22 protein-coding genes are annotated in these 22,973 nt (G+C 31.5%); all 22 read left to right on the top strand.

Annotation, left to right across the window (positions count from 1 at the left end):
* Positions 1-23: 23 nt before the first annotated feature.
* From A2290_03440 to A2290_03335, 22 genes are read left to right on the top strand one after another with little or no spacing between them, the layout of a single operon-like run.
* Positions 24-1,118, top strand: coding sequence for a hypothetical protein (locus A2290_03440; protein ID OGC16642.1), 1,095 nt, complete (start codon positions 24-26; stop codon positions 1,116-1,118).
* Between the two features lie 34 nt (positions 1,119-1,152).
* Positions 1,153-2,379, top strand: coding sequence for a hypothetical protein (locus A2290_03435; protein ID OGC16641.1), 1,227 nt, complete (start codon positions 1,153-1,155; stop codon positions 2,377-2,379).
* Positions 2,376-3,221, top strand: coding sequence for a hypothetical protein (locus A2290_03430; GenBank protein OGC16640.1), 846 nt, complete (start codon positions 2,376-2,378; stop codon positions 3,219-3,221). The genes A2290_03435 and A2290_03430 overlap by 4 nt, the downstream gene beginning before the upstream one ends.
* 27 nt (positions 3,222-3,248) lie before the next feature.
* Positions 3,249-4,232, top strand: a complete 984-nt coding sequence (locus tag A2290_03425) for a hypothetical protein (GenBank protein OGC16639.1) — start codon at positions 3,249-3,251, stop codon at positions 4,230-4,232.
* A gap of 52 nt (positions 4,233-4,284) precedes the next feature.
* Positions 4,285-5,397, top strand: coding sequence for an aminotransferase DegT (locus tag A2290_03420; GenBank protein ID OGC16638.1), 1,113 nt, complete (start codon positions 4,285-4,287; stop codon positions 5,395-5,397).
* Positions 5,390-6,217: a hypothetical protein gene (locus A2290_03415; protein ID OGC16637.1), complete on the top strand. Its 828-nt coding sequence runs from the start codon at positions 5,390-5,392 to the stop codon at positions 6,215-6,217. Before A2290_03420 ends, A2290_03415 begins: the two co-directional genes overlap by 8 nt.
* Complete coding sequence (locus A2290_03410) at positions 6,208-7,578, top strand: hypothetical protein (protein OGC16636.1); 1,371 nt, start codon at positions 6,208-6,210, stop codon at positions 7,576-7,578. The genes A2290_03415 and A2290_03410 overlap by 10 nt, the downstream gene beginning before the upstream one ends.
* Complete coding sequence (locus A2290_03405) at positions 7,554-8,387, top strand: hypothetical protein (GenBank protein OGC16635.1); 834 nt, start codon at positions 7,554-7,556, stop codon at positions 8,385-8,387. Before A2290_03410 ends, A2290_03405 begins: the two co-directional genes overlap by 25 nt.
* 7 nt (positions 8,388-8,394) lie before the next feature.
* Complete coding sequence (locus A2290_03400; GenBank protein OGC16686.1) at positions 8,395-9,510, top strand: hypothetical protein; 1,116 nt, start codon at positions 8,395-8,397, stop codon at positions 9,508-9,510.
* A complete protein-coding gene (locus A2290_03395; protein ID OGC16634.1) occupies positions 9,503-10,423 on the top strand; it encodes a hypothetical protein in 921 nt (306 codons plus the stop codon). The genes A2290_03400 and A2290_03395 overlap by 8 nt, the downstream gene beginning before the upstream one ends.
* A 4-nt stretch (positions 10,424-10,427) precedes the next feature.
* The gene (locus A2290_03390) at positions 10,428-11,114 is read left to right on the top strand and encodes a hypothetical protein (protein ID OGC16633.1); all 687 of its coding nucleotides are present in this window, start codon (positions 10,428-10,430) and stop codon (positions 11,112-11,114) included.
* A 7-nt stretch (positions 11,115-11,121) separates the two neighbouring features.
* Entirely contained in the window at positions 11,122-12,549 is a 1,428-nt protein-coding gene (locus A2290_03385) for a hypothetical protein (GenBank protein OGC16632.1), read from the top strand.
* Positions 12,550-12,554: 5 nt separating this feature from the next.
* The gene (locus A2290_03380) at positions 12,555-13,910 is read left to right on the top strand and encodes a hypothetical protein (protein OGC16631.1); all 1,356 of its coding nucleotides are present in this window, start codon (positions 12,555-12,557) and stop codon (positions 13,908-13,910) included.
* Positions 13,907-15,379 carry a magnesium-protoporphyrin IX monomethyl ester oxidative cyclase gene (locus A2290_03375; GenBank protein OGC16630.1) on the top strand — a complete coding sequence of 491 codons (1,473 nt, stop codon included), beginning with the start codon at positions 13,907-13,909 and terminating at the stop codon, positions 15,377-15,379. Before A2290_03380 ends, A2290_03375 begins: the two co-directional genes overlap by 4 nt.
* The gene (locus tag A2290_03370) at positions 15,366-16,028 is read left to right on the top strand and encodes a hypothetical protein (GenBank protein OGC16629.1); all 663 of its coding nucleotides are present in this window, start codon (positions 15,366-15,368) and stop codon (positions 16,026-16,028) included. The genes A2290_03375 and A2290_03370 overlap by 14 nt, the downstream gene beginning before the upstream one ends.
* Before the next feature lie 10 nt (positions 16,029-16,038).
* Positions 16,039-17,094 (top strand): hypothetical protein, encoded by a 1,056-nt coding sequence (locus A2290_03365; GenBank protein OGC16628.1) that lies wholly within the window; start codon positions 16,039-16,041, stop codon positions 17,092-17,094.
* Between the two features lies 1 nt (position 17,095).
* Positions 17,096-18,517, top strand: coding sequence for a hypothetical protein (locus tag A2290_03360; GenBank protein OGC16627.1), 1,422 nt, complete (start codon positions 17,096-17,098; stop codon positions 18,515-18,517).
* Position 18,518: 1 nt separating this feature from the next.
* The gene (locus A2290_03355) at positions 18,519-19,487 is read left to right on the top strand and encodes a hypothetical protein (protein ID OGC16626.1); all 969 of its coding nucleotides are present in this window, start codon (positions 18,519-18,521) and stop codon (positions 19,485-19,487) included.
* Positions 19,484-20,206, top strand: coding sequence for a hypothetical protein (locus A2290_03350; protein ID OGC16625.1), 723 nt, complete (start codon positions 19,484-19,486; stop codon positions 20,204-20,206). The genes A2290_03355 and A2290_03350 overlap by 4 nt, the downstream gene beginning before the upstream one ends.
* The gene (locus tag A2290_03345; protein OGC16624.1) at positions 20,206-20,577 is read left to right on the top strand and encodes a hypothetical protein; all 372 of its coding nucleotides are present in this window, start codon (positions 20,206-20,208) and stop codon (positions 20,575-20,577) included. The genes A2290_03350 and A2290_03345 overlap by 1 nt, the downstream gene beginning before the upstream one ends.
* A 16-nt stretch (positions 20,578-20,593) precedes the next feature.
* A complete protein-coding gene (locus A2290_03340; GenBank protein ID OGC16623.1) occupies positions 20,594-21,901 on the top strand; it encodes a hypothetical protein in 1,308 nt (435 codons plus the stop codon).
* Positions 21,902-22,825 (top strand): hypothetical protein, encoded by a 924-nt coding sequence (locus tag A2290_03335; GenBank protein ID OGC16622.1) that lies wholly within the window; start codon positions 21,902-21,904, stop codon positions 22,823-22,825.
* The last annotated feature ends 148 nt before the right edge of the window (positions 22,826-22,973 follow it).

Below are 22,973 nucleotides of genomic sequence, written 5' to 3'. Positions count from 1 at the left end.
ATCAAATTTGCAAAAAGTGTATTATGGATACAACTGATCCTGATATAAAATTTGATGAGAGAGGCATATGTAACTATTGCAACAACAACCAAAAACTTTTTAGAGAGATAGGCCTTAATGATGAGAAACTTAAAGATGAAGCATTAAAACACCTGCTTTCTGAGATGAAAAAGGCAGGAAAAGGTAGAGAATATGATTGTATCATTGGCTTAAGTGGAGGGGTTGATAGTTCATATGTTGCTTACCTTGTCAAAAATATGGGGCTTAGACCTCTTGCCGTACATGTTGATAATGGATGGAATTCAGAATTAGCAATTAAAAACATAGAAAACATCGTGAGGAAACTTGGTATTGATTTGTATACGTATGTTATAGATTGGGAGGAATTTAAAGATTTACAAATCTCTTTTTTAAGAGCATCTATCGTTGATCTTGAAATGCTTTCAGATAATGCAATTGTTGTAGCAATTGACAGGATAGCAAGAGGGGAGAAAATAAAATATTTTTTAGCTGGAACTAATCTTGCAACTGAATCTATAATGCCTCCAAGTTGGTTTTTTAATATAAAATATGACAGTTTAAACATAAAATCAATATATAAAAGATTTGGAAGTGGTATGAAACTTAAAACGTTTCCATTGTTAAATTTTTTTGAATATATAAGATATAGATATTTTAATAGTGTCAAAGTAATATCTATTTTAAATTATGTTTCCTATAAAAAAGAAGAAGCTATTGATATTTTAAAAAATAAATTAGATTGGCGTGATTATGGAGGGAAACATGGTGAATCAAAAATAACACAGTTTTATCAATCTTATATTTTACCGACTAAATATAATGTGGATAAACGACGTGCATTTCTTTCTTGCTTGATTTCTTCTGGTCAAATTTCTCGTGATGAAGCCCTAGAAAAAGTAACTAAAGAATTGTATTCGCGCGAAAAACTAAAAGAAGATAAGGATTTTTTTCTTAAAAAAATGGGGTTTTCTGAAACTGTATTTGAAGAAATCATGGATCTCAAGAAAAAATCGCATTATGATTATCCTTCTTATGATTATTGGCACAAAAAAATAGTAGCATTTGGCAAAAAAATTATAAATTTGTTCAGTAAATAAGTTTTTTGTTTTTGATATATTTAAGATATAAGACATGAAAAAAAACAGAAAGAAAATTGCATACTTAGGACATGGCCTATATTATGGGGGTGCGACCACGAGTTTGTATCTTCTTATAAAATCTATAGATAACAATGAATATGAAAAAAATCTTTATATTACTTCCTGTAAATCAGAACAAATGAAAAAGGATTTTCTTAAACATTGTGAGAAGATAGAGCTGATTAAAATGCCTCATATATATAACGATCAGGCAGGAGGAAGAACTTCTCTTTTGAGTTTTTATCTTAAAAAATTGTACAAACCTAAGGCTCTTGTTGGGCTTTTAAAAAAAGAAGAAATAGATATTTTACATGTTAACAGCAGTGTTTTTCCTCATGTTCATAAATTTATTAAGAAACATTCCAATATAAAAATTGTTACACATGTTAGAGAAATGATTCCAAAATATGGCTTTGGAATAGTTCAGAAATATATGATAAATCAAATCATGAAATATTCCGATGCTATTATTACAATTAGTGATAATGAAGCCCAAAATTTTATCGGGCATCCGAACCTTCATATTATTCCTAATCCCTTTGATTTTTCTAAGATCGATAAAATACAAAGTACGTTTAGGGAAGATAATCAGATTAAAAATGAAACTGTTCTTGTTGGTATGATGGGACAATTTCATAAATCAAAAGGGCATTTTGATTTTTTAAAAGCTTTGAAAATAATAATTGATAGAAAAGAGACAAAATATCCTTTTTTATTTGTACTATTGGGTATTTATCCTCAATTGCCAATATGGAAGAGAGTTGTAAAGAGGCTTGTTTTTAGAAGTAATTATAGACAAGAAGTGTTAAAATATATTAAAGATAATAATATTGGAGAACATGTAATGATGGTACCTTATTCATATGAAGTATTTAATATTCTTGAAGCTATAGATATTATTGTTAGACCTTCTTTGGCAGGAGACCCTTGGGGACGGGATATCATTGAATCAATGGCTTGCTCTAAACCAATTGTTGCAACAGGAACATCAGATTTTTTTATCAAAGATGGTTTGTCCGGGTATCTTATTCCTTCGGGGCATCCTGAGAAGATTGCAGAAAAAGTTATTGATCTGATTAATGATTCAAGTTTGAGAAATGATTTAGGTAAACAAGGTTATCTAAAAGTACGTGCAATGTGTGACATAAGTGAATATGGGGTAAAAATTGCACAGATATATAAAAGTTTACTAAATAATAAGGAGTTACTAATTACATGAACATTAATCCAATTAAGGAAAAATTTGATACTCAATGGGCATCCCAGGATATCGAAAAACATATCAAAGATTGCCCATCTACTGAAATATTTTCAATATTTGAAAAATATATTAAAAAAGGAATGAAAATACTGGAGTCCGGTTGCGGTTCTGGCAAATGGGTATTCTATTTCCACAGAAAGGGATATGATATTACCGGATTAGATTGGAGTCAACAGACTGTTGACAGAATTAAAACATACGATGGAAATATTAAAATAATTCAAGGTGATGCTCGGGACACAAAAATAAACGATGAAGAATATGATATGATTTTATCCTTAGGAACAGTAGAACATTCTGTTGATGGTCCGGAGTTGGCGCTGAAAGAAGCTTATCGAACACTTAAAAATGACGGAACGTTGATAATCACTGTTCCCATAGTAACCCCGGTACGGAAATTAGTTTACACAATAAAAAAACCTTTTCAGCTTATAAAATCTTTTATGTTAAAGCGAAAAAACGGAGATAAATTTAATGATTTGATAACACTCTTAAAAAAGCAGATAAATGGATTACAGCTTATGCACGGAATAAATGACAAAGGTTATTATTTTTTTGAATATAGAATTCCACTAAAAACGTTTGATAGATATGTGAGAAATGCGGGTTTTAAAGTTCTTGAAATCTTTCCGGCCTTCAAGACTGATGCAGTTTTTCATGACATTACTCCTTTTGGTGGTAAATGGGATTATGAAAATGGTCGTGCAGAGTTAAGTTTGCTTGCAAGAATCTTATTAAAACTATTTCCTAATTTGTTTTATCATATGATTGTTTGTGTTTGCCAAAAACGCATGGATTAGTTAGCAAATATTATAAAGGGGATTAATTTGAAAATATTATTTGATGTTGAGTATCCGTTTGCTTGGGCGCATGGGGGAGAGCAGGTTCTGGTTGAGGGGTTAATGACGCATTTGCCTGAGTTGGGTGTTGAAGTGGAGCCTTTAAAATGGTGGGATGAAAAGCAGCATGGAGATATAATAAATATGTTTTATTTGCCAAGTAATGCTGCTAAATTTGCAAAGATAAAAGGCATTAAAATTGTTAGTTATGTTTATCTTGATGGATATACTTCTAAAGGGAAAAAAGAATTATTCGGCAGAAAATTGTTCATAAAAGCTTTTAATAGAGTATTTGCTAACTATGCAACCAGTCTAGGCTTTAAGTATCCCATTATTGCAGACGCTTATATTTATCCTTCAAACCCTGATAAACTAATGGGAAATTATCTTTTTAATGCGGAGTTAGATAAGTCTTATGTTATTTCGCATGGAATTGATGATAAATATTTTATAGAAAAGAACCTCCCTGTACGATCTAATTATTTAATCAGTATTAGTACAATTCATGAAAGGAAAAATAACGTTCTTTTAGGCAAAATAGCAAAGAAGTTAAATTTACCAATAATATTTCTTGGAAAACCATATGGGAAGAATGATCCTTATTATCTTGAATTTTTATCTCTTGTTGATAATAAAAATGTTATTTATAAAGGATTTGTAGGAGAAGCAGAAAAAATTGAATATTTGAAAAGAGCGAGAGGTTTTATTCTCTTGAGCAAGACAGAGTCTTTTAATTACGCAACTTTGGAGGCTTTTGCATTAGGGTGTCCGGTCTTTTTGCCTGATTTGGGATGGGCAAGGGGATTATATGATGGATATGCTGAATTTGGGGATTTAAAAGATATGAGTAAATTGCAATGCCAAATACAATCTTTTTATAATTGTCCTGATAGAATAAATAAAAAATATCTAGTACCCACATGGAAAGAAGTTAGCCAGGCATATCTTGATGTATATAAAAGTATTTTGTAGATAACAGAGTTTATCGAAAATTAGTCGGTTTAAGTTTGTTTGGAGGTGAATAATGGAAAAGTTTATACCAATTTCTAGACCCTCGATTACAAAAAAAGAAATTGAATATGTTAACAAAGCGATAAAATCAGGATGGGTATCCTCAAGTGGCGAATTTATAGATAAATTTGAAAATAATTTTGCTGAGTTTTGTGGGGTAAAGCATGCTTTAGCTGTATCTAATGGTACAACTGCATTGCATTTATCATTGATAGCTTACGGGATTAAACCTGGGGATGAAGTGATAATTCCTGATCTAACCTTTATTGCTACAGCCAATGCTATAACTTATACTGGCGCAAAAGTTGTAACTGTTGATATAGATGAAAATAACTTATGTATTGATCCAAAAAGCATAACAAGGGCTATAAACAAAAAGACTAAGGCTATCATTCCTGTTCACTTGTATGGTCATCCTGCAAATATGTCTGAGGTTATAAAAATTGCCAAGAAATATGATCTTTTAGTGATTGAGGATGCGGCTGAAGCGCATGGCGCCGAAATCAATACTAAAAAGGTTGGATCCATTGGAGATGCTGCGATATTTAGTTTTTATGGTAATAAAATAATAACTTCAGGTGAAGGTGGCATGATTACCACTAATGATAGTGTTTTTTATGAAAAGTCAAAAAACTTAAGAGATCATGCAATGAGCAAAAAGCAGAGATATTGGCATTGTATGATCGGATATAATTATCGCATTACCAATCTTCAGGCAGCATTAGGTTTTGCACAGCTTGAGAGGATTGATGAGTTGTTGGAATACAAAAGAGAAATATTTAAACTGTACCATGCACAATTATCCGGTCATGATAAATTAAAATTGAATTATACTTCTAAGTGGGCAAAAAATGTTTATTGGATGATTTCTCTTGAAATAGAAGGTTTTGTTAAAGATCAAAGAGATAAGCTTGTTTTGGAATTAAGAAAGAATGGGATAGATAGTAGACCTTATTTTTATCCTGTTTCTGATATGCCAATGTATGATAAGGCACATACCCCGATTACCCATAAAATATATCAGAGAGGAATAAATCTTCCTTCTTATCCAGGCCTGAAAAAATCTGAAATCAAATATATTTGTGAAAACATAAAATTAATATTAAAAACTAAATATAATGTTTAGTAATAAAAAATACAAAAGAATAGACAAACCTCCATTTGTAAGCATTATCACAGTTGTCTTAAACGGTGAAAAATATTTCGAGGAAACCATACAAAGCGTTATAAATCAAAATTATCCAAATATCGAATATATCATAATTGATGGAGGATCAACAGATAGTACATTAGATATAATCAAAAAATATGAAAAAAATATTGATTATTGGGTAAGTGAACCGGATCACGGATTATATGATGCAATAAATAAAGGAATAAGTGTTGCGAAAGGTGAAATAATTGCCTCTTTGCATTCTGATGATTTGTATTTTTATAATAATGTAGTGAAAAGAGTTGTTGATGAGTTTATGAAAGACAATGAGTTGTATTGGGTTTATGGTGATTTTTGTTCTATTGATGAAAATTCCAAAATAAAAAATATTTATAGAATCCCTAACTATAACTGGAAAATGCTATTATTTTCTAACTATTGTTATATTCCTCATCCAACAACATTCTTTAGGAAAGAAGTTTTTAATCAGGTGGGACATCTTGATGATAGATATAAACTATCTGCAGACTATGACTTTTTTTTGAGATTAGGGGATAGATATAAAGCTAAGAGATTAAAGTATCCGATAACAAAGTTTAGATTTCATAAAAAAAGATTGTCTGAATCTAAGGAAAAGCAGGCAATAGAAGAGAGGAAGCAGATTCAGGAGAAATATCGATTTTTTAAAAAAAAAGGCCATAGATTGTTTTATTCTTTGTTAATATTATTTAAGTTTAAACTGCTGAATTTAAAAGTGTATTTTTCTAGAATGAAGGATATTTTGTGCGTTTAGAATTTAAGGTGATTGTTAATTATATTATGGTTTTGACAATGTTTTTGGGGAGTTTTGTTCTATTGCGAGGGGCTTTTGACTTTTATCTATTTTATATAATATTTTTTGTTTTTTTAGTTATTGCTTTTTTGAATAGAGTAGAAATTATCAATACAACTTTTTTTGTTTTGTTTTCTGTTGTTTTTTTTCTTTCTATTATTAATATTTCTTTTAGCGGTTTTTCCGTTCTTCTTGTTTTGAAGCAGCTAGGAATCCTTTTTTCTGCATCAGCTTATTATCTGCTTATTAAAATAAATGATTATGATGTTGATTATCTCTTTCGTATATATTTAAATGTGGTTTTTTTTGTTTGTCTTTTAGGTCTGATTCAGGAATTTTCTTTTTTAATCAAATTCCGTTATGGATATGACTGGAGTTTTTTTATCCCTGGGAAGCGCGTTATTTATGGATTGTCCGGTCTTGTAAGAATAGATTCAATTATGCAAGAGCCTTCAGTTTTGTCAATTATACTGTCACCTGCAATGTTTGTTGCGTTGAATAATATTCTTACACGGAGTTCAATTTATATGAATTTCTTTAGAAGTATAATTATTTTGTCGACTTTTGTCTTGACATTTTCATCAACTGGTTATATGGGGTTGTTTTTTGCGTTGATTCTTATTTTATATAGAAATCGATTTTTTAGCTTGAAAAATAAACGGATTTTTTATTTGCCTATAGCGTTGATCTTAATTTCAATATTGGCTTCTAATTTTTATTCAAAAATTCCCGATTTTAAGAATAGGGTTGACGGAGTAACTTCATTATTGCAATCATCAAATATGTTGGTTGATGCAAGTGTCTTTATTTGGTATGCAAATTTTGGAGTTACCATAGAGTCATTAAAAAATACTCCATTATTTGGCACAGGACTTGGCACTTATCCTGAGGCTTTTGATAAATATGTTGAGCAATTTATCGGCCCTGAGATTTTTAAAAATAATAGGGATTTTTTGGTGCATGGCTGGGGCTTGTTTGTATCAAAAAATGATGCAAATTCAATGTTTTTAAGGTTATTAACAGAAACAGGGCTTTTTGGAGTAATCATTCTTCTTTATTTTTTGATTAAATTTTTTATTTTTCCAAAAAACAGTAGCAAAAAAACAGATAATAATTTTGATTATTATAATCGCATGTCAATCATCAATAATGGTATTTTTGTCCTGATTCTATTAAGGCTTATTAGGTATGGTAATTATTTTGTTGATGGAATGTTTTTCTTTATCTTTTTATATTATTTTTCTGGTAAAATTTATAAAGAAACTAAACGTCATGACTCATTGGGAGATAAAATATTATGTTCGGACGCTTTACAATCTTAAAACAGTGGCTTGATGGTAACAAAAATGGAGTTTCGTTTTTTGCATTACTTGAAAGAATCTTTGGTCTGCCATATGTGAGAAAAGCAAAAAAGGTCATTAAAAGCTTAAACATTAGAGAAAATGACATTGAAATATATTTTAATAATTTTGAAAAACCTTTTTATTACCCTAAAAACGCAAGCCTTAAAATGTTATATCAGGTAATTGCTGAACTGTTTTATCCAAATGATTGGCATTATTATGAGGTTGATGAAACAAAGGTTTCTAAGGAAGATATAGTTGTGGATTGTGGAGCTGCCGAAGGATTATTTGGCATGTTGATAGCTGACAGATGCAAAAGAGTTTATGCGATTGAACCATTACCTGAATTTATTGAATCCATGAGATTGAGCTTTAAAAATATTGACAATATTGTTCTTTTGCCTGTTGCTGTGTCTAATAAAACAGGGGAAGGGGTAATATCAAATAATGGGATTTTTTCATCTATAACTTTGTCAAAAGATAATAAAAATAACTTATCAAATCGAATATCTATTTCTACTATTGATAGTCTGTTTTTTGAAAAGGAGATTGATGTAAATTATTTAAAAGCGGATCTTGAAGGGTTTGAGCTTCAAATGCTTGAAGGGGCTGTTCGTACAATAGAGAAAAACAGACCAAAAATAGCAATTACAACTTATCATAAAAAAGAAGATGCAGAGATGATTTCATCCTTTCTCCTGAAAATAAATCCTGGATATAAAATATTGACAAAAGGGATAGAAGAAAAATGGGGGAAGCCTGTCATGCTACATGCTTGGAGTGATTAGAGATAAAATGAAAGTCTTAATGCAAAATCGAGTTGATGCTTTTTCCGCGCCTGGTGGAGATACCATCCAAATGAAAAAGACAAAAGAATTTTTGGAGAAGCTTGAGCTTTCTGTCGATATTTCTCTTGATCTTGAACCTAATCTTGATAAATATGATCTTGTCCATCTTTTTAATGTTACCAGAGTGCATGAAACCTATCTTCAATATATTAACGCGAGAAGGCAAAATAAGCCGATTGCTCTTTCTACTATTTATTCTGATTATAATGAACTTGATACCAAGGCTACATATGGAATCAAGGGAGTTATTTTAAAAAGATTCAATAAAGATAATAGGGAAAAAATAAAATGTATATATAGAACAATAATGGATTTTAGACAATTAAAAGCTATGTGGAAACAGTTGACGATGGGATTTATTGAGCAGCAAAAGAGTGTAATTATGGGAGCAGATATCATTTTACCCAATTCTTATATGGAACTTGAAAAAATCAAAGAAAAGTATGAAGAGATAAAAGATTTTGAAATAGTGCCTAATGCCGTAGATCTTATTTTTACAAAAAGAGATGATTCTTTTGTTGAAAAGTTTGGCGTAAAAGATTATATTCTGTGTGTTGCTAACTATATTGTCAGAAAAAATCAGTATGACCTTATAAAAGCAATTCAAGATACCGAAATCCCTTTGATTATGATTGGCAGTGTTGCCAATACTCATATAGGTTATTACAGAAGATTAAAACAGATGTGTGATCAAAATAAAGGGAAAATGTTTTTGCTTGATAAAACTACTCAGGAAGAACTTGTTTCAATTTATTGGGGAGCAAAAACAATTGTTTTGCCGAGTTGGGGAGAAACAACCGGTCTGTCTTGTTTGGAAGGAGCTTTGGCTGATTGCAATGTTGTAATAACCAATCGTGGATACACGAAAGAATATTTTCTTGATATGGCTTATTATTGTGATCCTTCTGATATATCTTCCATAAGAGATGCTGTTTTAAAAGCTTATAATGCCCCCTTAAACCCAAAGCTTAAAGAACATATCCTCAAAAATTATACGTGGGATAAGGCGGCAGCCTCTACACTAAAGGCTTATCAGCGTATATTGAAAAATAAAAATGAATAGTTCAGATATTTCTATAATTATATTAAATTATAACGGGTACCAAGATACTATTTATTGCATGGAATCGCTTTTTAAAATGGACTTTAGTGATTATAAAATAGTATTAGTGGATAATGGCTCTTTTAATGATTCAATCTTAAAAATAAAAGAATGGCTCAAACAGAACAGCGAATTTGAGGATAGGGTTGATATTATTGAAAATAAAGAGAATTTAGGTTTTGCCCGCGGGAATAATATAGGAATAAGGTTTGCTCTGTCAAAATATAAAAGTAAATATATATTAGCCTTAAATAATGATACGCTTGTTAGTCCTGATTTTCTCCCTTTATTGCTGGAAGTCTTTAATAATTCAAATGTTGCATTGGTTGGCCCTAAAATAATAGAAGATAATAAACGCCTTCATTGGCAGGGATATTTTTTAAAAAGGATTAATTTTTTTTCATACATTGCTTTTTTAACTCCTTTAAGGGAGATTTTTGTAAAGACTAAAATGGCGGTAGAACCTGTTTTGCAAAAAGGAGAAAAGCCTTTTAAAGTATATGCTATTCCGGGTTGTTGTATGTTGTTTAGTTCAGATATTCTTGCAAAAATAGGAATGTTTGATGAAAACACATTTTTAGGCTGGGAAGAGTGTATTATTGCAGAAAAATTATTAAAATATCAATATGCTACATATGTAGTTCCAAAAAGCGTGATTTTTCACAAAGTTACAAAGGATAGCGCATTGATACCGCTTCATAAAAGAAAAAAGAGCTATTTGGAGAGTGAAAGATATTTTCAGATTAATTATTTAAAAATGCCTCTGTATCAGCGGTTTCTTCTTTCTTTTTTCAGAGAAGTTTCTTTTTTTATGATGGCTGTTTTATATAAGATGATTTTTTCTTTGTTTTCGAGGAAAAAGGATTGGGAGTAAGTTAATGGTAGCGCAAGCTCAAGAGTATTATAAAAGTAAAGCGAATAATTATAAGTTGTTTTTATGCCCGGGAGGGGTACATCAATCTATTATTGATTTTGTGGGGAAAGAGAAGACTGTTTTGGATGTTGGTTGCGCGACAGGATATTTGGGCGCAGAACTTAAGAAAAACAACAACAAAGTTTTTGGCATAGAGATATCTGATGTTGCGGCACAAAGCGCAAAAAAGGTTCTTGATCATGTCATTATTGGAAATATAGAAGATATTGTTTTGCCTTATTCTGAAAAACAATTTGATGTAATTGTTTGTGCGGATGTTTTGGAACATCTTTTTCAGCCCATTAAGATATTAAAAAAACTTCATAAATATATTAAAGATGATGGGCTCTTAATAGTCTCTCTTCCGAATATTGCTCATTGGTCTATAAGGTTTAAGTTGTTGCTTGGAAGATTTAACTATGAAGAATCAGGATTATTAGATGACGGGCATATCAGGTTCTTTACTTTTAATAGTGCGGTGAGGATGATAATTAGTGCGGGATATAAGATAGAAAAATACGATGTTTTTATAAGTTTGCCTAAAGGATTAAATAAACTGGTCTATTATTTAAAAATGGATAAAATATTTAAGCGATTTTTCAAGGAAATGTTTGGGAATCAATTCCTGTTTTTGCTTAAAAAGGATAATTAATTATAAGATGGGAATAGCCAGACAGATTACTAGAAATTTTTTTTGGTTGTTTTTTAGTGAACTTGCAAGTGGAGTCCTTAGCTTGATCATTGTAATATATTTGGCCCGAGTTTTAGGGGTCAAAGCCTTTGGTCTACTCAACTTTGTTCAAGCTATATTTATATATCTTTTATTAATTGTCGATGCTGGATTTTCAACATATGGCACGAGAGAAACGGCCAAAGATAAAATAAAGATTGAACACTTGTCTATAAATATAGCATTGTTAAGAATTACTTGGGGAATAGTGGTTTATTTGTTGTCAATAATTATTGTTTTGCTGCTTCCCATGCCGTTTGAATTGAAAGTGCTGTTTGTAGTGACGTTTTTGCTTATTATTTCAAAGAATATATCGCCCGAATGGATTTTTCAAGGCATTGAAAAGTTTGAGTGTGTTGGATTGGAGAAGATCATAAATAGATTGTTGCTTATGTTATTTATTGTTTTATTTGTAAAAAGTGCGAACGATCTTATAAAAGTCCCTTTTCTTGAATTTGTAATCAGTATAACTGTTGCCTTGATTTTGATTCTGGCGCTCTTTTTGCGTTTTATTCCTTTTAAGGTTAATGAAATTAACGTTCACAAATGGAAACAATATTTTATTGAAGCGGCGCCTCTCGGGATTTCTTACATTTTACTCCAAGTATATTTTACTATAGACACTGTTATGTTAGGAATAATGCGTAATGTGGAAAGTGTGGGGTTGTATAATGCCGCCTATAAAATTATATTTGCTTTGCTTCTCTTTTCGACCGTTCTGGGTAAATCAATTTTTCCCGTTCTCTCGCGTTTATATAATAACAACATGGAAAAAATGAAGAGATTAGTTTCGGCAATATATAATTTCAATTTATTTTTGGGAATTCCTATTGCAATTGGAGGGATGATTTTAAGTGAATCAATAGTTTTGCTTGTTTTCGGTCATAAATATTATTCTGCCGCTTGGGTTTTTCGTATATTGATTTGGACGATATTAACCGTCTATACCAGTGTTCCTTTTACTTTTTCTTTGTTGGCTGCAGGACGGCAGAAAGAATATTTACATAGTATGGCGGCTGGCGCTTTTATTAATATATTATTAAACTTGTATTTAATTCCAAATTATGGATTTATTGGGGCAGCAGTTTCAACTATATTTACGGAAATAATTGTTTGGGGAATCATATTTTATTATTTTTCAAAAAATCTGTTTTTTATACCCCTACATCAAAATATCCTAAAATATCTTTTTTCAGCAATAATTATGGCGTTGTTCTTGTATTTTGTAGAAATCAACTTATTTATTAGCTTAATTTCAGGAATATTTATATACTTATCATTAAATATGCTACTTAAATCCATTAGTATAAATGGAATATTAGAGCTTTTCAAATTAACTGTGAGTGAATTAAAATAAAAACCATGAAAATCTTGCTGATAAATGCTATTAATCCATATTCTGGGATAGAAGGCCGATATCCTCCGTTGGGATTGGGATATTTAGTAAGTTATTTGAGGAAATGTTTTGGCAGTGATTTTTTAAAATTCAAAGTAATTGAGAAAGATGTTGAGACTGAGATAAATGAATTTCAGCCTGACATTGTTGGCATTACATCGGTAACCCAAAATTTTAACCTTGCAAAAAGGTATTCTAAAGTAGCCAAGTTAAAGAATATCCCTGTTATTGTTGGAGGAATCCATATTTCTATGCTACCTACCTCTCTTTCTGAAGATATGGATATAGGTGTAATAGGTGAAGCTGAAGATACGATTGTTGACCTAATTAAGGCATTTTTAAATAGAAATTCTTTTGTTGCAGATGAATTAAAAAAAATTCATGGAATTGTGTTTTGGGAGAATGGAAAATTAAATTTTACGGAAAAAAGAAAATTGATTGAGCCATTGGACAAGATTCCCTTTCCTTCCAGAGATTTGTTTAATATTGAAAAAAATACTTATGTATTTTCTTCTCGTGGATGTCCTTACCGATGCATATTTTGTGCCTCTTCCCGATATTGGGATAAAGTAAGATATTTTTCCGCTGAATATGTTGTAGAAGAGATTGATGAACTTGTTAATTTATATAAAGTTGAAATTGTCAATTTCTATGATGATCTTATGATGGCGAATAAAAAACGGCTTATAAATATTGTAGAATTATTGAAAAAAAAGCCTTATTATAGAAAGGTTAAATTTACTGCAAATGCAAGAGCAAATATTTTAACCGATGATATTGTTCATCTGTTAAAAGAGATGAATGTTTTTTCTGTTGGCATGGGATTGGAATCAGGTTCTAAAAGAGTGCTTAATTATCTAAAAGGAAATAGTGTTACACTCGAAGATAATATTAGAGCGATTAAATTACTTAAAAAATATAAAATTTCTCCAAATGCTTCTTTTGTTATCGGTTCACCTGATGAAACTGAGACAGAAATATTAGAAACACTAAATTTTATAAAAAAGAGCGGGTTGGATATTGCTGATGCTTATGTACTAACTCCTTTCCCAGGAACGCCAATTTGGGAAATAGCAAAAGAAAGAGGATTGGTTTCAGATGACATGGATTGGAGTCGTTTAAGTGTTTCTTATTATGAAAACCATAAAAAGGCTATCATTTTATCCAAAACCCTTTCTAACGACAGACTATTTAAATTATTTTTAAAATTTAGATTAATAAATATGTATTTGGTGTTAAAAAAGATATTATTGCATCCGTCCATTATGATAAGCGGCATCAAAAGATTAAAAAATATAATAAATAATTTTATTAAAAAATGAGAATATTATTTTTAAACTTGCCTTTTAAATATAAAATCAGCAGGGCCAGTCGCTGGCCCGAAAAGTCAAAGAGTGGAACGCTTTATTATCCATATTGGCTGGCATATGCTACAGGTGTTGCCAAACAGGCAGGGTTTGATATAAGTTTGATTGATGCTATTGCCAAAAATTTAAGCTTTAACCAAACTATACAGGAGATTGTTGCTACGCGGCCCGATCTTTTGGTTGCCGAATTATCGACCCCAACTGTTTCAAGCGATTTGGCTTTTTTTGCTTTATGCAGGGAGAATGGTTTTAAGGGGAAGATTGTTGTGGCAGGAAATCATGCTTCTGTTTTTACAAAAGAGCTTTTGGAGAAATCATCGGATATTGATTTTGTCGCTTTTGGTGAATATGACTATACAATCATTGATTTGGCCAAAAATTTTATTTCTCCTTATAAAGTACCCGGAATAGCCTGGAGAGAAAACGGAAAGATTGTTATAAATCAGCATAGGGCGTTTATTTGCAATCTTGACGACATTCCCTTTGTATCAAAAGTCTATAAAGAGTATTTAGATTTTAACGATTATTTTTATTCTTTAGCTCGTCATCCGATGATTCAGGTGTTAAGTTCAAGAGGATGTCCGTTTAACTGTTCTTTTTGTTTTACCCCTCAGACGGCAGGAGGCCATAGTTTCAGAACCAGAAGTGTTGATAATTTTGTTTATGAGTTGGAGTATATTTCACAAGAGCTTCCCCAGATTAAAGAGGTTTTTATCGAAGATGATACTTTTACTGTTGATAAAAAAAGAGTACAAGCGATATGTGAAGAAATTATTAGGAAAAAAATAAAATTGTGTTGGTCTGCCAATGTTAGAGCGGATGTTGATTATGAAACATTAAAACTTATGAAAAGCGCAGGTTGTAGGTTGGTGGTTGTCGGATATGAATCCGGCAATCAAAAAATATTAGACGGTGTAGAGAAAAAAATTACGTTGAAAGATAGCATTGATTTTGCCAATAATACTAAAAGAGTTGATTTGAAGGTTTTTGGTTGTTTTATGATCGGTTTGCCGGGAGAGACAAAAGATACGATCCATGAAACTTATGAATTTGCGAAGAAATTAGAACCGGATATGGTCTTTTTTCAGCAGGCAGTCCCTTTCCCCGGGACGAAATTTTATAACTTAGCAAAAGAAAATGGATTCCTTGTATCTGAGAATTTTGATAAATGGTTTAATACTCAGGGACAATTAACGACTTTGGTAAAGTATGAAAATTTATCGGCGGAATATTTGGAGAAAGTTAGAGATAAATTGATGATAAAGTATTATCTTTCTTTTAAATATATATTCAATACTTTGCTTAGAAACAGGGATATAAATGAGATGTATCGCGTTTTGCTTGGTGGAATGAACTATTTCTTGTATTTATTGGGAAGACGGATTCCTTTTTTTAATCGGAGAGATGAGAATGAAAGAGTATGATGAATCAACGGCTGTTGATTATGAAAATTTAAGGTCAGGGCATCTTTTGAGAAGGCGTTTTGAAGTTGTAAAGAATTTAATTTGCAAGATCAAAAACAATCAAGAGCTAAAAATTGCTGAGATCGGCTGTGGAACAGGCGCCTTAAGCTTTTTAATATCACAACATTTTGAAGATTGCAAAATTAAGGCTTTTGATATAAATAGAGGTTTTATAGAATATGCAGGCAAAAGCTATAAACGACCTAATTTAACTTTTAAGGTTTTTAACGCGGAGTTAGATAGAGAAGGAGACAAATTTGACCTTGTGATTTCAATAGATGTGTTGCATCATTTCAAAAATTTAGATATTGCAGTAAATAATATCGGCAATTTTCTTGATGTTGGAGGACGATGGATTATTATAGAGCCAAACATATTTAATTTTTATATTTATCTGTTTCAGTTGCTTGCAAAAAATGAAGGATTGTTTGTTCAATCAAAGGCCGAAAGAATATTATCCTATGATTTTAAATTGCTTGAAAAAAGATATGCGTTTATTATCCATTCTATTATCAAGCATCCTCCTAGATGGTTAATTGACATTGAGCAAAAGCTCGAAAATGTAAAATTTTTAGGCGGTTCGGTCTTTTATTTGTTAAGCAAAAAGTGAGTAATAAATTATGTTAAGGCGTAAAATCATTGAAGTGTATCTTAGGTTAAAACATGGTTTTAAAATAAGAAAACCGGTTTTTCTTTTACGTTTGTTTAAAAATTATATTTCTATTTTAGCGTTTAAAAAGAGGCCATTAAAATATATTGAGTTTATAGTTGATTATTCCTGCAATTTAAAATGTGAACACTGCTTTGCCGAAAAGCTTAAAAAGCCTGCTTACACAAAAAGAATGCAGGTTGAAGATTATAAGCGTGTTGCGAGTGAAGCCATGGAGCTTGGCGCAATAGACTTTGGGTTGCAGGGAGGGGAACCGTTTCTCTTTTTAGATCTAACGGAAAAAATTATAAAAGCATGCAGACCTTCAATGAACTTAATTGCCCTAACTACAAATGCTACATTAATTAATCAAAGCAATTTAAAAAGATTAAGAGCTTTTGGTCTTGATAATCTTGCCATAAGTTTGGATAGCGGCATAGCAGAAGAACATGATAGATTTCGCAATGCGAAAGGTACTTATGATAAAGTTATAGACGCTATTTTACTCGCGGAAAGTTTGGGGATAGGAGTCATAGTAAATACAACCCTTTCTCACGATAATATCAGATCAGAAGGTTTTTTACGACTTATTGACTTTGCATCAACTAAAAAGATTTTGCTTAATACTATATTGGCTGCCCCTTCAGGCAAATGGGACGCAAAAGAAGATTTGTTGTTAACTCAAGAAGATTTAAGATATCTTGGGAAATTAAGGGAAAAGCATGGTTTCTTAAGAAGAGATGTCGACTCAAATTATGTAGAATGGGGGTGTGGAGCTGTTAAAGAGGCTTTATATATTACCCCTTATGGTGATGTACTGGCTTGTCCTTTTATACATATTTCTTTAGGAAATATTTTCAATGAGCCGCTTAGGGTAATTCGTGAAAGAGCTTTGGAGATAAATTATTTTAGTACTTACCATAAAAAGTGTTTAGCGGGAGAAGATAGAGAGTTTATTGAAAAACATATGAGCAGGACTTTTAATCAGCTAAATCTCCCTATAGGTTTTGAAAAAGGATTTAAATAGAATGAAAATTTTATTAGTTATGTCTCCAATGTTGAGGCATGATACGCATCTTTTGTCGGATAAGGATAATGATATTCCAATCGGTTTGTGTTATATAGCATCTGTTCTAAAAAATGCCGGCCATGAGGTTGCAATATTAGACGGGCAGATTACTCCCTGCATTGAAGAAAAGATGATTTCACTTATTAAAACTGAGGTTTATGAAGCTGTTGGTTTTAGCGCTGTGGCTCAAACCGCGCTTGGAACCATTAGGCTTTCAGAACTGGTAAAAAAACATAATCCTGATATATTAACAATAATTGGGGGGGTGCATCCGACAGTAACAGGAAAAGAAGTATTAATTCAAATGCCATCCATTGATATTGCTGTGGTGGGGGAAGGGGAAATAACTATTCTGGAATTAATTGATTGTTTCAAAAATAAAAGGGATTTTAAAAGTATCGATGGAATTATTTACAGAAGGGGAGACGACTTAATTCAGACAAAACCGAGGGCTTTGGTACAAAATTTAGATGAAATTCCTTTTCCTGAATATAGTTTAATTGACATAGAAAAATATACACCCCCGCCGGGCCTGTTTTTTAAAAAACCGATTGCCGGTTTGATTACTGCCCGAGGGTGTCTTTTTAACTGTAATTTTTGTGCTGATCGTGTAATTTGGCAGGGGAAATGCCGATTAAGAAGCGCCCAATCGATCGTAAATGAGATAACACTTTTGGTTGAGAAATATGGGGTTAAAGAGATCAAGTTTTTTGATAGTACGTTTACTATTAATAGAAAACGGACACAGGACATTTGTAACCTGCTAATTGAAAAAGATCTTAATATTGTTTGGCGTTGTTCCTCAAGAGTTGATACTATCGATCCTGAAATGCTTAAGTTAATGAAGAAAAGCGGTTGCGAAAGTATTTCATTTGGAATTGAGTCAGGAGATGAAGAGATTTTAAGGAAGATGAATAAACAGATAACAGTTGAGGCTGTGAAAAAAGCTGTTAAATGGGCAAATGATGCTGGTATGGAGGTAAAAGGTTTTTTCCTTTTGAATTATCCTGGAGATACTGTTGAATCTACGGAAAAGACGATAAAACTTTCTCGTGAACTTGATCTTGATTTTGCCGGGTTTAATCTTATATTCCCATCACCTGGAACCCATGTAAGACGTCAAATTGAAGATCACTATGAAATAAATCAAAAAGCCTGGGATAATCTAAATACTCCGATCGGCAATGAGGTATATTTTTACCAAAAGCAACTTCCTCCCGGATATATTATGTCTGTTTATAAAAAAGCAATTCGAGGGTTTTATTTCAGACCTAAAACTATTTTTCGTGCAATAAAGAGGATCAGGAACATTGAAATGCTAAAAAGTTATTTTGCCGGATTTATAAGATTGTTAAAAATTAAGGCAAACGATAGGAAATAAGATGAACAATTCTGTCACTGTTTTTGTTGCGGTTAAGAATAAGGCTGATGTTATAGATAAATGTCTCGATTCTCTTCTTTGTGCCGACTGGCCTTACAAAGAAATACTGGTAGTTGATAATATGTCTATCGATGGTTCTTATGAGAAACTTTTAAAATATAAGAATAAAATAAATTTACACAGAATGGAGGGAGGAGTAAGCAAACTATTTAACTTGGCATTGGAAAATTCAAAAAACGAGTATTTTATTTGTACCGATGCTGATTGCGTTGTTGATAAAAATTGGATTAAAACCTTGATAGCTCCTTTTTCCTATGATCAGGATATAATAGCAACTGCCGGCTTTTGCGGAACGCCTCGAAGCGCAAATTTACTGCAAAAACTTATCGGACTTGAGCTTGAAAACAGATATCATAAGTTTAAAAGATATATTGAAAGAGCTCCTACCATGAATCTTTGCTTAAAAAGTGAAATTGCAAAGAAGGTAAAGTTTGATGAGGATTTTATCTATCAAGCTTTTGAGGTTGATTTCTGTTATCGTTTAACAAAGCATGGTAGAATATTATATGTTCCAGAAGCAATTATTTTGCATTATCACAGAAGTAATATCTTTTCGTATATAAAACAACAAAAAGATCAGGCAAAATGGGGATGGAAATTGTTTATTAAACATGGACGAAAAGCTATGGCTGATCAGATAACAAATTTTAGCATGAGCCTCCAGATTTTACTTTTTGGATTAGGTTTTTTATTTTTTTTGTTTTCATTTTTGACCGGTTATTTTTATTTTTTATCGCTTTTGGTTTTAACGTTTTTAATAGTAATATATATAAAAAATATTTTGGAAATAAAACCTCCGATATTTTACTTTCCTCTTTTTTTGGCTTTGTTTTTTATCAGAACTTTTAGCTGGGCCGTTGGTTCTATTGAAGGAGTTTTTCATTTCTCTATAAGAGGGAAATTAACATGAAAAAAGCTTTAATTATTATTCCTGCTTATAACGAAGAAAAAAACATAGAAGACGTTATAAAAAAAATAAGGCAATTATCCGTGAATATTGTTTTGGATATAGTAGTTGTTTGTGATGGCCCCGAAGATAATACGGTTAAAATCGTATCATCTTTGAATGTGCCGATTATTGCCCATCCTATTAATCTTGGGGTTGGGGCTGCAATTCAAGCTGGGTTTAAGTATGCAAACATCAAAGATTTTGACATGGCAGTGGTTGTTGATGGAGATGGACAGCATGATCCCAATGAGATATTGAAATTCATAAAGGCTATGGAAGATAGTTCTATAGATGTTGTAATAGGTTCCAGGTTTTTATCAAAGGATAAAGTTCAAACACACTGGGCACGAAAAATCGGGATAAAAATATTTTCTGTTCTTGTCTCTTTATTGGGGAAATGCAAGATAACCGATGTAACATCAGGTTTCAGGGCTTTTAATAGAAGAACTATTGCTTTATTATCAAAAGAGATGCCGGCTGATTTTCCGGATGCCGATTTGATATTGTTTTTAGCTTTGTCAAAGTATAAAATAGTGGAAATTCCTATAAGTTCCCGAGAGAGGCAACATGGGGAATCGATGTATTCTCTTTTAACTTCGATTTATTATCCGTTTAAGCTTTTTGTCTCTATTTTGGCGGTTGCGTTAAGATTTTTCTTCGAAAAGGAAGGTGTAAATTAGTGTCTTTTCACTCGCAGATAGCCATCTTGATTTTTGTATTTTCAATTTTAATATTTATCTTTGAGCTTTTGAGGCGGCGTAAAATAAGTGAGGCAGTCACTTTATGGTGGATATCTATCGGTTTAATTATTATACTTTTAACTTTTTCTAAAAGACTGTTGCTTTATCTTACGCTTTTTTTGGGATTATCTTTGCCAATGACGACTTTAGTTTTATTAAGTTTCTTTTTTGTTTTGTTGATGATGATATACTTTTCGATGAAGATATCGATTTTGTCTTATCAGGTTAAAGAACTTGCTCAATATATCGCTCTTTTAAAAAATGAATATGATTTAAAAAACAATGATTTTAAAAATAATGATAGGAATTAGTAAATAGGTAAAACTTATGCTTGAAAGATTATTTACAAAAAACGGAGCGCTTATATTCTTAATATTTTTGATGGCTATATCTTTAAGAATAACAGGCCCGTACTTTCAGGTTACCCATTTTTTTCACAGGCAATTTTTTATTTCCGGATCTGAATTGTATGGTTATTATAAGTCAGATGAATTAATATATAATTTTACTGCTAAATCGATCCTTGAAGGAAGAGGTTTTAGTCTTAATGTTCCCGAGATTCTTGATGAACAAAAGACTTCTTATGATGATGATATGATTGATTTTTTTAGGGATGTTTATTGTTCAAGAGGCGTGCAAAATATAAATGATCAAAAATACTGGCACCATAATCTAATACCCCCTCTTTATCCCTCCTTTCTGGCGTTTTTTTATTTTGTTTTTGGCGTTGGGACATTATCTTATTTTATCCCTCAGCTTATATTAGGCGCGCTAACCTGTTTGTTGGTCTATTTTCTTGCAAAAGAAATGTTTGACGAAAAGATTGCGATATTGGCTGCGTTTGCGACTTCAGTTTATCCTGAACTTGTTTTTTGGACATATTCAATTCGACCTGAAATATTATATATTTTCCTTTTGATTGTTGGTTTTTTACTAATTATAAAAGGGAATAAATATAATAATATTTATCTGATTTTTGGTGGGGGGGTGATATTAGGGCTTGCTTGTTTAACACGAGTGACGCTTTTGATGTTTTTCCCTTTTTTGATTGTGTGGCAATTTTGGATTGCCAAAGGCAAAATGAGATTCAAGTTCTCGGCAATATTACTTATTTCAATATTGTTAGTTTTGCTTCCCTGGGCTGTTCGTAACTATATTGTTTTTAATGAATTTACTTTTTTTACAAGTGAGGTTAGTGTGATTTTAGTTGATCATATGTCTTTGACAGAGATAAAAAATTCCCGTTCCCCTTATGCTTTTTTATCCCAGTTTTATAATTATTTTGTAAATGATGCGGGTGGATATTTTTCTCATAGTATAAAACGGCTTATTACATATTTAAGCCCTTATACCTCTGGGATGGACAAATTTGCCAAAATATATAAGTTTATTAGCTGGTTGATTATTTTCCCTGCCGGATTTATAGGGATAGTATTATCTATATTTAATTCCTGGCGAAAATATAGTTTGTTAATATTATTTATTTTTTATTATATAGTGATACATGCAGCAACTTGTGTTGATATTGGTTTAGTATATAGATATCCGCTTATTCCTTTTATGGCTATATTTGCTTTTTATGCTTATCAGCAATTATTTTTATTATATGTAAATCGCAATAAAGGAACTGTTTAAATGGATCAACCAACTGTTTCTATAATTTTAGTTAATCATAATGCGAAAGAGATGACTCGAAATTGCATTCAGTCTATCTATGATCAGACAAAAACAACTTCTTTTGAGATAATATTAGTTGACAATAATTCTACGGATGGGACAAAACAATTAATTGAAAGTAAGTTTCCTCAAGTTAAACTTATTGAAAACAGACAAAACAAAGGATTTTCATATGCAAACAACCAGGCGATTTCTTCTGCGAGCGGTAAATATCTGTTGTTGTTAAATAATGATACTGTGGTAAAAAATGAGGCTATAGAGAAAATGATAGAGCATATGGAAGAGAGCCCAAATATTGGTGTTTTAACATGTAAAATAATTGAACCTGATGGTAAGCTCCAGCGAAATTGCCGCGCTTTTCCTGTTTCTCCCTTTGATACTTTTTTTGGCAGGGCATCACTTATTAGTCGAATCTTTCCAAATAACGTTTTTACCAGGAAAAATACGATGACAAATTGGGATTATAACTCAGTAAAACGTGTTGATTGGGTTTCCGGCGCGGTAATGCTTATAAGAAAAAAAGTTATAGATAATGTTGGAAAATTGGATGATAATTATTATATTTATTGGGAAGATACTGATTATTGCAAAAGAGTAAACGATGCCGGTTGGGAAATTTGGTTTATTCCTGATGGTGAGATTATTCATTTCTCGGGGAAGGGGGGAGGGACTCGTTCATTAAAATTGAAGTTTTTGACTTTATATCACATGCACAAATCCGCATATTATTATTTTTTAAAACATTTATATAAAAACATCTTCCATCCAATGGCAATAATTACTTACGTTGGAATGATATTACTTGTTATTAATAAAGGCATCTTGGAAATCATAAAACATTTTAACCCCGATTATCCTAAGCGGGGTTCAGAACAAAAATAACTTTAATTACTTGACTTTTGTTTTGCAACATTTTCCTGCCTTTCTCTTTTGTGTATCACAGACAACAGCCCTCACCCAACATTCAGACAAAAGAAAACTTTTTCTATTATATTTTGCCTTAAAGCATCATACTCTTTCTTCTTCAAAT

The organism is candidate division WOR-1 bacterium RIFOXYB2_FULL_36_35 (genome assembly GCA_001771505.1).
Classification (GTDB): Bacteria; Margulisbacteria; WOR-1; order XYC2-FULL-46-14; family XYC2-FULL-37-10; genus XYB2-FULL-36-35.
Note: the sequence above shows the minus strand (reverse complement) of the source record. Positions and strands in the feature narration are given on the sequence as shown.

Coding starts and splice junctions, on each gene's coding strand:
- A2290_03440 (OGC16642.1), top strand. CDS start 24: ATGGATACAACTGATCCTGATATAAAATTTGATGAGAGAGGCATATGT.
- A2290_03435 (OGC16641.1), top strand. CDS start 1,153: ATGAAAAAAAACAGAAAGAAAATTGCATACTTAGGACATGGCCTATAT.
- A2290_03430 (OGC16640.1), top strand. CDS start 2,376: ATGAACATTAATCCAATTAAGGAAAAATTTGATACTCAATGGGCATCC.
- A2290_03420 (OGC16638.1), top strand. CDS start 4,285: ATGGAAAAGTTTATACCAATTTCTAGACCCTCGATTACAAAAAAAGAA.
- A2290_03415 (OGC16637.1), top strand. CDS start 5,390: ATGTTTAGTAATAAAAAATACAAAAGAATAGACAAACCTCCATTTGTA.
- A2290_03405 (OGC16635.1), top strand. CDS start 7,554: ATGTTCGGACGCTTTACAATCTTAAAACAGTGGCTTGATGGTAACAAA.
- A2290_03400 (OGC16686.1), top strand. CDS start 8,395: ATGAAAGTCTTAATGCAAAATCGAGTTGATGCTTTTTCCGCGCCTGGT.
- A2290_03395 (OGC16634.1), top strand. CDS start 9,503: ATGAATAGTTCAGATATTTCTATAATTATATTAAATTATAACGGGTAC.
- A2290_03390 (OGC16633.1), top strand. CDS start 10,428: ATGGTAGCGCAAGCTCAAGAGTATTATAAAAGTAAAGCGAATAATTAT.
- A2290_03385 (OGC16632.1), top strand. CDS start 11,122: ATGGGAATAGCCAGACAGATTACTAGAAATTTTTTTTGGTTGTTTTTT.
- A2290_03380 (OGC16631.1), top strand. CDS start 12,555: ATGAAAATCTTGCTGATAAATGCTATTAATCCATATTCTGGGATAGAA.
- A2290_03375 (OGC16630.1), top strand. CDS start 13,907: ATGAGAATATTATTTTTAAACTTGCCTTTTAAATATAAAATCAGCAGG.
- A2290_03370 (OGC16629.1), top strand. CDS start 15,366: ATGAAAGAGTATGATGAATCAACGGCTGTTGATTATGAAAATTTAAGG.
- A2290_03365 (OGC16628.1), top strand. CDS start 16,039: ATGTTAAGGCGTAAAATCATTGAAGTGTATCTTAGGTTAAAACATGGT.
- A2290_03360 (OGC16627.1), top strand. CDS start 17,096: ATGAAAATTTTATTAGTTATGTCTCCAATGTTGAGGCATGATACGCAT.
- A2290_03355 (OGC16626.1), top strand. CDS start 18,519: ATGAACAATTCTGTCACTGTTTTTGTTGCGGTTAAGAATAAGGCTGAT.
- A2290_03350 (OGC16625.1), top strand. CDS start 19,484: ATGAAAAAAGCTTTAATTATTATTCCTGCTTATAACGAAGAAAAAAAC.
- A2290_03340 (OGC16623.1), top strand. CDS start 20,594: ATGCTTGAAAGATTATTTACAAAAAACGGAGCGCTTATATTCTTAATA.
- A2290_03335 (OGC16622.1), top strand. CDS start 21,902: ATGGATCAACCAACTGTTTCTATAATTTTAGTTAATCATAATGCGAAA.